Source organism: Kiritimatiellia bacterium (genome assembly GCA_028715905.1).
In the GTDB taxonomy this organism is placed as follows: domain Bacteria; phylum Verrucomicrobiota; class Kiritimatiellia; order JAAZAB01; family JAAZAB01; genus JAQUQV01.
The window spans coordinates 28,748-36,746 of the sequence record JAQUQV010000024.1; the positions used below are offsets into that span (position 1 = coordinate 28,748).

General features: G+C 54.4%; 11 protein-coding genes. 3 read left to right on the forward strand and 8 right to left on the reverse strand.

Going from position 1 to position 7,999, the window contains the following annotated elements; genetic code table 11:
- The 6 genes from PHP98_06470 to PHP98_06495 all read right to left on the reverse strand — a co-directional run.
- Positions 1–137: DUF5320 domain-containing protein (locus PHP98_06470; protein ID MDD5483279.1), on the reverse strand; the 137-nt coding region annotated here is incomplete at its 3' end.
- 41 nt (positions 138–178) lie between these two features.
- Complete coding sequence (locus PHP98_06475; GenBank protein MDD5483280.1) at positions 179–541, reverse strand: NifB/NifX family molybdenum-iron cluster-binding protein; 363 nt, start codon at positions 539–541, stop codon at positions 179–181.
- A gap of 13 nt (positions 542–554) precedes the next feature.
- The gene (locus PHP98_06480; protein MDD5483281.1) at positions 555–971 is read right to left on the reverse strand and encodes a NifB/NifX family molybdenum-iron cluster-binding protein; all 417 of its coding nucleotides are present in this window, start codon (positions 969–971) and stop codon (positions 555–557) included.
- 372 nt (positions 972–1,343) lie between these two features.
- Complete coding sequence (locus PHP98_06485) at positions 1,344–1,883, reverse strand: metal-dependent hydrolase (protein ID MDD5483282.1); 540 nt, start codon at positions 1,881–1,883, stop codon at positions 1,344–1,346.
- A gap of 63 nt (positions 1,884–1,946) precedes the next feature.
- The gene (locus PHP98_06490; protein ID MDD5483283.1) at positions 1,947–2,213 is read right to left on the reverse strand and encodes a hypothetical protein; all 267 of its coding nucleotides are present in this window, start codon (positions 2,211–2,213) and stop codon (positions 1,947–1,949) included.
- Between the two features lie 60 nt (positions 2,214–2,273).
- Positions 2,274–3,647 (reverse strand): sigma 54-interacting transcriptional regulator, encoded by a 1,374-nt coding sequence (locus tag PHP98_06495; protein MDD5483284.1) that lies wholly within the window; start codon positions 3,645–3,647, stop codon positions 2,274–2,276.
- Between the two features lie 283 nt (positions 3,648–3,930).
- Here PHP98_06495 and PHP98_06500 point away from each other — a divergent pair, with 283 nt between their 5' ends.
- Genes PHP98_06500 through PHP98_06510 form a run of 3 tightly spaced genes read left to right on the forward strand, consistent with a single transcriptional unit; the run spans position 3,931 to position 6,383 of the window.
- On the forward strand, positions 3,931–4,404 hold the full coding sequence (locus PHP98_06500) for a Fur family transcriptional regulator (protein MDD5483285.1): 474 nt from the start codon (positions 3,931–3,933) through the stop codon (positions 4,402–4,404).
- Positions 4,388–4,627 carry a FeoA family protein gene (locus PHP98_06505; protein MDD5483286.1) on the forward strand — a complete coding sequence of 80 codons (240 nt, stop codon included), beginning with the start codon at positions 4,388–4,390 and terminating at the stop codon, positions 4,625–4,627. The genes PHP98_06500 and PHP98_06505 overlap by 17 nt, the downstream gene beginning before the upstream one ends.
- The gene (locus tag PHP98_06510; protein MDD5483287.1) at positions 4,620–6,383 is read left to right on the forward strand and encodes a ferrous iron transporter B; all 1,764 of its coding nucleotides are present in this window, start codon (positions 4,620–4,622) and stop codon (positions 6,381–6,383) included. The genes PHP98_06505 and PHP98_06510 overlap by 8 nt, the downstream gene beginning before the upstream one ends.
- On the opposite strand, the gene PHP98_06515 is transcribed toward PHP98_06510, so the two are convergent.
- Together PHP98_06515 and PHP98_06520 are read right to left on the reverse strand one after the other, a co-directional pair.
- Positions 6,352–7,233, reverse strand: coding sequence for a D-hexose-6-phosphate mutarotase (locus tag PHP98_06515; GenBank protein ID MDD5483288.1), 882 nt, complete (start codon positions 7,231–7,233; stop codon positions 6,352–6,354). The two genes, PHP98_06510 and PHP98_06515, sit on opposite strands and share 32 nt — an antisense overlap.
- A gap of 86 nt (positions 7,234–7,319) precedes the next feature.
- Positions 7,320–7,757 carry an EF-hand domain-containing protein gene (locus PHP98_06520; protein MDD5483289.1) on the reverse strand — a complete coding sequence of 146 codons (438 nt, stop codon included), beginning with the start codon at positions 7,755–7,757 and terminating at the stop codon, positions 7,320–7,322.
- Positions 7,758–7,999 lie beyond the last annotated feature (242 nt).

Consider the following 7,999-nt stretch of genomic DNA (forward strand, 5'->3'; position numbering starts at 1 on the left):
CGTCCGAATCCCATTCCAAAACCTCGTCCGGGAATCGGATTTATGTATCCGGGTGTTCCGTAACCAGCACAATATCCTGCGGCGCGGCCCGTCATCGGTCCCATTCCAAGTGGTCCTGTTCCATCTCCTCCTGGCATCTTACTCACCTCCTTTCCGGTATTTTGCTTTTTAGAAATCATCAATTCCAATGTCCCTGAACGTTAGCCGCCGAAACCTCTTTCAATTCGCCCGCCTTGAATTTATTAACCGCTTCCTCCACCGTGGCTTGCGGACATAAATACATTTTTACACCGGCGGCATTGAGGGTTTGAAAAGCGTTGGGCCCCACATTGCCGCTGATGACCGCTTCCGCTCCCAGCCGGACAACACCTTGAGCCGCTTGAATGCCCGCGCCCTGCGCCGCGTTCAAATTTTGCGAATTGTCATGCGCGGACACTTCATTCGTATCGGTGTCCACGATGATAAAAAACTTCGCCCGCCCGAAACGCGGGTCCACTTCGTCAGTCATCTCTCTGCCTTTGGCTGTTACCAATATTTTCATAATTTTTCCTCCTTCACATAAACGCTCTTCTTCTGCCGCCAAAACACGCGCCCCGGCCCCGGCCGCCGCCGGCTCCTCTGAATCTCTGCCGGCGGCCGCAGCATCCCGGCATGGCAAATGCCGCGTTCCCCAGATTTCCTGTCAGATATGCCCCCTCAACCTGTTCAATTTCGCCGGCGACGAACGGAATCAGTTTTATTCCCCGCGCGGTTATCATGTCCGCCAGGGGACGCGAAACAGCCCCGCAAATCAACGCGTCAATGCCAAGCTCCATAAGTTGATTTATTTTCGCAAACGGTTCGTCTGTTTCAAGATTATCCGTTTGGCGGCTGATTACCCTTGCGCCGTTTGTCTCCAGCACCGCTATCTGCCTGGAAACATCAAATACCGGCGCAATTCTTCCGTTCCACGATGAAATCGCTGTTTTCATAACTTACCAATAATAATGTATAGCATTAACCATGCCAGATTTTTGAAAGCCTGTGATTTTTCAGCATATGTCTTTAATAAGTAATTGTTTAAACCAATATACCGGCCGCCGCACTCGTCGCAATTAAGGCGCATTATTGCGACTTTTATTAAAATACATGAGCAAAAATGCGACCATGGCGGACAAGCACTATTTAGTCCGCAGAAGAATTTTGCAAACATTTGGACGGGATTACGGAATATGCTCTTATCCTGTCCGACTCATTCCGCCGCTGGATTAAGGGGTACGGAATTTCAAGGCGCGGGAAGAACAAACGGAAGATGCGGCGCCGGCAGAAACTGAGCGCAAAAACCGCGGCGGTTTTTGAAAAACCTAAATTTTGCGCACTGGCGTGCAAAATTTGGAAAAAATCATTCTTGCCGCCAAGGCCAGCAACACCAGCGGGCCGTAACAGGCCGTTTCAACGGCGTACACGCGCAGATTGTGCGACCAGAATGAATCCGGGCCATGAGAGAGGGTTGAAAAACACGGAATCGGCAGAGACACACGCGTTGCGGAAAAAGGCCAGAACATGGCCAGCCCAGCGCCATGGTTGTAAAACGTATCCAATAAAAAATGACTCATCCATGCCAGGCCGCCGCAAATAACAACGGGCCATCCGCCAAGCCGCGCCCGCCATCCCCTTTTCCAGGCAAGCAACATAATGGCGACTCCCATGGGCAAGAGATGGACGAACAAGCTATGGCTGACCCGGTAATTGGAATGCCCCCATCCGGGAATATCGTGGTCCGGCATCATGGATAACGTGATAAAAACCAGCAAATGGACGCTGGTTCTCAAGAGGGAAGAGCCTTTCGGCAGGCATATAATGCCGAGCGCAATACCCGTCAAGTTGTGTCCTACATTGGTCATGCCAACCGCTCAACATCCGTTATCTGCCGGCGCGAATTTGCTTTGACGGGCGCGCCCCCTGTTTCAGGGCGCGGTCAAGCTCTCAAGATCGCTCTGTTTCCGCTGTTCAACCGCGCCGGCGGCTTCTATTTTCGGCCTGGCGCGCTGCAAAGTATCCACGGCGGTTTTTCCGGTAAATCCGTTTATCGCCTCGCGCGCCGCTGATTTTTGTCCGGCCGGCTGCGCCTGATCGTTTTCCACCCGGCAACAGCAGGCGGATGCCAGCAAAACCAGCGCAAAAAACATTGAAACATTTTTTATTTTTCTTGCCATATGCATCCTTTTTGTCATGGCCTTCCTCCTGTTCTCAAAAAGTAACAAGCGGACGGCCGAAAAACAAGGCAAAACAACTTATCCCCCTTTCCCGCGGCCGGTTGTTTTTGGCGGCAGGGAAATACGAAGCGCCTTGAGCTTGCGGAAAAAGGTGCTTTTATGTATTCCCAGTTCCCGGGCCGCGGCCAAACGGTTGAATTTGTTCTTTTCCAGGGCGGCAAAAATGGCCTGCGCTTCGGTTATCTGCACCATATTGCGGATGTTCCCGGATGTTTTCGGCACAGGCGCGCGGATGATAAATTCTTCCGGCAAATGACGCGGCTCAATCTGTCCCTTGCCGCAGAGCACAAATGCGTGCTCAATTATATTTTCCAGTTCCCTGACATTGCCGGGAAAATCATGCGCCATGAGCAAAGCCATCGCCTCCGCGCTGATGCCTTTTACGGCTTTTCCCTGGATGCGGTTGAACCGGCCGATGAAATGATCAACGAGCAAGGGAACATCTTCTTTGCGTCTGCGGAGCGGCGGCAGTTCAATTTTCACGACATTGACGCGGTAAAAAAGGTCCTGCCGGAAAACACCTTTTTTGACCAAAACAGCCAGGTCGCGGTTGGCGGCGGCGATTATACGGACGTTGGCCGCAATGGATTTTGTCCCGCCCAGCGGTTCATAGGTTTTTTCCTGCAAAATGCGCAGCAGACGGATTTGAAGCGCGGGGCTTATTTCCCCGATCTCATCAAGAAACAACGTTCCGCCTTCAGCCAAAGCAAATCTTCCCGGCTTGTCTTTATCGGCGCCGGTGAAGGCGCCGGCTTTATAGCCGAAAAGCTCGGATTCCAGGAGCGTATCGGGAAGCGCGCCGCAATTGACCGCCACAAACGGCCCTTTTGCCCTGGGACTGAGCGCGTGTATGGCGCGGGCCACAAGTTCCTTGCCGGTGCCGGTTTCGCCCTGAACCAGCGCCGTGCTTTCGCTGGCGGCAATCTGGGGCAGAACGTCAAAAATACGGCGCATAACCGCATTGCGGCTGATCAAATCGCCAATCCGGTAATGGCCTTCTATTTCCCGGCGCAGTTCTTCCACCAGGCTCAAGTCCCGGAAAGTTTCGGCGCCGCCGATGATTTGGCCCTTCTTGTTCTTCAGAATGGCGGTGGAAACGCTGATCGGGATGCGGCGCCCTTCAATATTCACAATAAAAGCGGGTTTATTGATGATCGGCCGGCCGGTTTCCAGCGTTTTCCGCAAAGCGCAGTCGGATTCGCACATGCCGGCCCTGAGCACCTCGGCGCAACGGCGGCCAACGGCCTCCCGTCGGGAAATGCCGGTGATTTCCTCCGCCGCCCGGTTGAACGAGGTAATGCGCCAGTTTTCGTCAACCGTGAACACGCCGTCCGATATGCTCTCCAGGATAATATTGGCTCCCGTTCCCAAGCCCTGATCTGTTTGTTTCACGGCAATTTAATCCGTTCCTTTAAAACATACGACCCGAACATCGCGCAATATTCAGGCAATAATAATTCTGTTGACAAAACGCGCATAAAATGAATGATACCGCAATTGCAATTGAGAATCAACTGCAATTAAACAGGCCGCCAAAGGCGGCAACTGTATTTGACCGCGGTAGGAGCCGCATCCCCCTGCGGCGATTCCGGACGACAAAACCTGCATCGCCGAACAGGGGTTCGGCTACAAAGGCAGGTTTGCGCGTATTTTTGAAATTCCTATACTTTGAATTATGACGCGCTCAAGGCATAAATATGTGGAACAACTGCGCGACGAGTGGCGCCGGCGCGGCATGCGCTGGACACCCGAGCGGGAACGCATTGTGCGCGAATTAGTTTCCTCGCAGATTCACCTGGACGCCGACCAGCTCACCGCGCGTTTGCAGCGCAAGGGACTGCGCGCCTCAAAGGCAACCGTCTACCGGACGCTTTCCCGCCTGGCACGGGCCGGAATAATCCAGGAGGTTTTCCGCTGCGGAGGAAAGGCGCGCTATGAATTCACGCAAAAACATCACGACCACCTGCTCTGCGTCGCCTGCGGCCGGGCGATTGAATTCAACGACGCTGGCATTGAAAAACGGCAGGAAGCCATCTGCCGTAAACACGGATTTCAGGCCCTGGAACACCGGATGAGCATCAAGGGACTGTGCCGGGCATGCCGGTTAAAACATTCCGGAAGGAAAAAAAACATTGGGAATTTCAATTAAAGACCTGCGTTCCGGCGAGCAGGCTGTCATTCAAGCGATTGAAGGCGGACGCGGCATTGCCTGGAGGCTGGAAGCGCTCGGCCTGCGGCCGGGCAAAAAGCTTGCCAAAATCAGCGCCCAGTTTCTCGGCGGGCCTATAACCGTTTGCGTGGACGGACGTTACGTGGCCCTCGGACGGGGCATTGCCGGCAGGGTGATCGTGAAAAGGACGGAAGATGCATAAAAAGGAATCCGACGACAAAAAGCCGGCAAAAAAAACGCTCCGGGCGGTGCTAATGGGCGGACCGAACGTCGGTAAAAGCGCCGTCTTTTCACGGCTCACCGGCACACAGGTTATCATCTCCAATTACGCCGGCAGTACGGTTGAATTTGCCAGCGGCAAGCTTGCCATTAACGATACGGAGCTTGAAATCATTGACGTCCCGGGAACATACAGCCTGAATGCTTCCAGCCGGGCCGAGGAAGTGGCGGCCATATTGCTGTCCCGGGCCGACCTTGTCGTCAACGTGGTGGATGCCACCAACCTGGAGCGCAATCTCGGCCTGACGCTCCAGCTTATCCGGCAGGGCGCTCCAATGGTGGTCGCGCTGAACATGTGGGACGAGATTGAAGACCTGGGTATTACCATTGACCCGCAGAAACTGGAAGAGTTCCTCGGCGTCCCGGTCGTCCCCATCTGCGCCTTGAGCGGCGAAGGAATCAAGACGCTGAAAGAGACGATCCTCAAGGCAAAACCGGGAACGTGTGTGTTCCAGGATGAGGACAAATGGCGCGTGATCGGCGAAACCGTGGATGCGGTCCAGCATGTGCGGCATCAGCACCCCACCCTGCCCCATCGCATCAGCCGCCTGACCGTTCACCCGGTCTGGGGACACGTCTTCGCTGTGGGAGTATTGGCCGCGGCGTTTGAAATCGTGCGTTTTATCGGGGAAGGACTTATTAAATTCGCCGCCGAGCCGGTTTTTGAACGGCTCTGGCTTCCGGTGATGAAATGGCTCTCGGACGCGCTCGGCCGGAAGGGGTTCTGGCACGACCTGTTGATCGGCCATCTCGTGGAAGGACAAATAGAGTTCGGCGAAGCGATGGGACTGCTGACCACAGGTTTGTTCATCCCGCTTGGCGCGGTATTGCCTTACGTGCTGGCGTTTTATCTTGTCCTGAGCATCCTGGAAGACGTCGGTTATCTGCCGCGGCTGGGAGTGCTGATGGATAACATCATGCACCGGGTCGGACTGCACGGTTTTGCGGTTGTGCCGATGCTGCTCGGGCTCGGGTGTAACGTGCCGGCCGCGCTGGCGGCGCGCGTTTTTGAGACCCGCAAGGAAAGGTTCGTCGCCGCCACGCTGGTGGGGGTCTGCGTGCCGTGCATGGCGCAAATCGCCATGGTGGCCGGAATCCTCGGCAAACACGGCGCGCTGGGAATTCCGGCGGTATTCCTTTCGCTGTTCGCGTTCTGGATTATTCTCGGCACGCTCATGAAACGCTGGGTCAAGGGAGAAACGCCGGAAATGATCCTGGATATTCCGCCCTACCGCCTGCCTTACTGGAAGCCGCTTCTGCAGAAAATCTGGATGCGCAGCCGCGGATTCATCCGCGAGGCATTGCCTTACGTCCTGCTGGGAGTATTATTTGTCAACCTCCTGCATACCCTCGGGATTATTGATTTTTTAAGCAGGATTCTAGATCCCGTTATGAAACGCCTGCTGGGACTGCCCTCGGAAGCGGTCGCCTCGCTGGTGGTGGGGCTTTTGAGAAAGGACGTGGCGGTGGGCATGCTGGCGCCGCTGAATTTAAGCCTCCGTCAGTTGATCGTGGCCAGCGTCGTGCTGACGGCTTATTTCCCGTGCGCGGCGGCGTTTGTGGTGTTGTTGCGCGAGCTTGGGTTGAAAGACATGGCCAAGGCCAGCGCGATCATGATCTTGACGGCCTTTCTGGGAGGGGGACTGCTCAACCTTGTGCTTTCAACATTCCTGAAATGAATTTCGTGGAGCCGGCCTGAACCGCACCGGCCCCAAGCCGCACGGGCTCGTGCAAATTGCCGGTTTCAACGCAAACCATGCTTTTATATTCTTCATCCCCGAAATCCTCCATCCGTCTTGATTTATCCGCCCACGGGTTCCAGACAACGACGTCATTCATTCCCTGCTTTTCAATAACAATTTCCCGCCGGTTACCGCCATCCTCCATGACCAGTTTGTCCGGGGCAAAGGGATAAACCCGGTCAACCTCGCGGTCAAACGTAATCCACGGGCGTTTTTCCGTCGCTTCCGGACCCGGCTCAAGAAAATCAATGAATTTTTTACCGGCCAGCCCTTCCACGGCGGCGCGATTAATGTCCGCCGCCGCAAAATAGGTATGCAAACCGTTCTGAAATATAAAATCCGACTGCCCGGCGTTCCGGACGGAAAAACAAACTTCCAGTTCCGCCGGCGACAGCCGGAAGACAAGCTCCAGGCGGAATTTATGCGGCCAGAACCTCATGGTTTCATCGCTGTCGGCCAGCTCAAAGACGGCCTCGGCGCAACCGGCGGAGGACATTCCCGATCTGAGATAAGTCCATTCCGCGATACGGGCAAAACCGTGTTTTGGAAGCGGCCCGCCGCCGAACTGGGGGAAAACAACGGGGATGCCGCCGCGGATGGGAAAATCCGGCTTAAAGAGAGATTTTTTGCTCAAGAACAATAATTCATTGCCGTTTTTATCACGCCAGGAAGTCGCATGCGCGCCGTGCAGATAAACATCCAATTGCGCGCCGGAAGGATGGCACAATTCAACATACAGCATGCCGTTGCGTCCGCTTTTCAATTGGGATTTATCTCGCCCGCTCATAAAATTCGCCAGAGTTCACAGAGCGCACAAAGAAAGCCCCTCTCTGCGGACTCTGTGCTCTTTGTGAGAGACGCTCTTTTATTCTTTTAAAACCGGATTGATAGAATATTAAAGGCCGGGCGGGCGTTGAACTCGTCGGGCGCCAGACTACCGTCGCGGTTGCGGTCCAGGGCGTTGAAGACCTCGCCGTAATCGTAGCGCTCGTCAATTTTCCGGGAAAATTCAAGAAAAGAGAGGGCGGCGTCGCGGTCGGCGTCGGCCGATTCAAAATGATCGTCCGTCCGGGGCGCGGGAAAGGCCGCCTTCCATTCCCGGCGGTCAATTTTTTTATCGTTGTCGCGGTCTATATTCCGAAAGAATTCCTGCTTCGCATGGCGCTTGAATTCATCCAGCGTTATCCGGCCGCTCCGGTTGGTATCGGCGGCATGGAAAACCGCCTTGTGATCATTGGTCTGGGCGGCAACGCAATATCCGCCGGCGGCCACCATGAAAGCAAAAATCATCAACGGCAACATGTTTTTCATAAGGATTCCTTTCTATAGACTCATAAAAATACAAAATTGCTCGGTCAAACAAAAGAGAAAAACGTCAAAATTGATGGCAGGGACGTTTCATCTGTCATAAACGGACTGATGCGAAGTGTACGCGGCATTTGGAAAGTGCATAACTCCGGCACTCAAAAGTGCAGCATTCTGAGGCATAGTTTTCCGTGGTAAAAGAGTCTAATTTTGCCGTTATAAAGGCGGCGAAAAAGGACTGAACCATG

Coding starts and splice junctions, on each gene's coding strand:
- PHP98_06480 (MDD5483281.1), bottom strand. CDS start 971: ATGAAAACAGCGATTTCATCGTGGAACGGAAGAATTGCGCCGGTATTT.
- PHP98_06485 (MDD5483282.1), bottom strand. CDS start 1,883: ATGACCAATGTAGGACACAACTTGACGGGTATTGCGCTCGGCATTATA.
- PHP98_06510 (MDD5483287.1), top strand. CDS start 4,620: ATGCATAAAAAGGAATCCGACGACAAAAAGCCGGCAAAAAAAACGCTC.
- PHP98_06515 (MDD5483288.1), bottom strand. CDS start 7,233: ATGAGCGGGCGAGATAAATCCCAATTGAAAAGCGGACGCAACGGCATG.
- PHP98_06475 (MDD5483280.1), bottom strand. CDS start 541: ATGAAAATATTGGTAACAGCCAAAGGCAGAGAGATGACTGACGAAGTG.
- PHP98_06520 (MDD5483289.1), bottom strand. CDS start 7,757: ATGAAAAACATGTTGCCGTTGATGATTTTTGCTTTCATGGTGGCCGCC.
- PHP98_06500 (MDD5483285.1), top strand. CDS start 3,931: ATGACGCGCTCAAGGCATAAATATGTGGAACAACTGCGCGACGAGTGG.
- PHP98_06490 (MDD5483283.1), bottom strand. CDS start 2,213: ATGACAAAAAGGATGCATATGGCAAGAAAAATAAAAAATGTTTCAATG.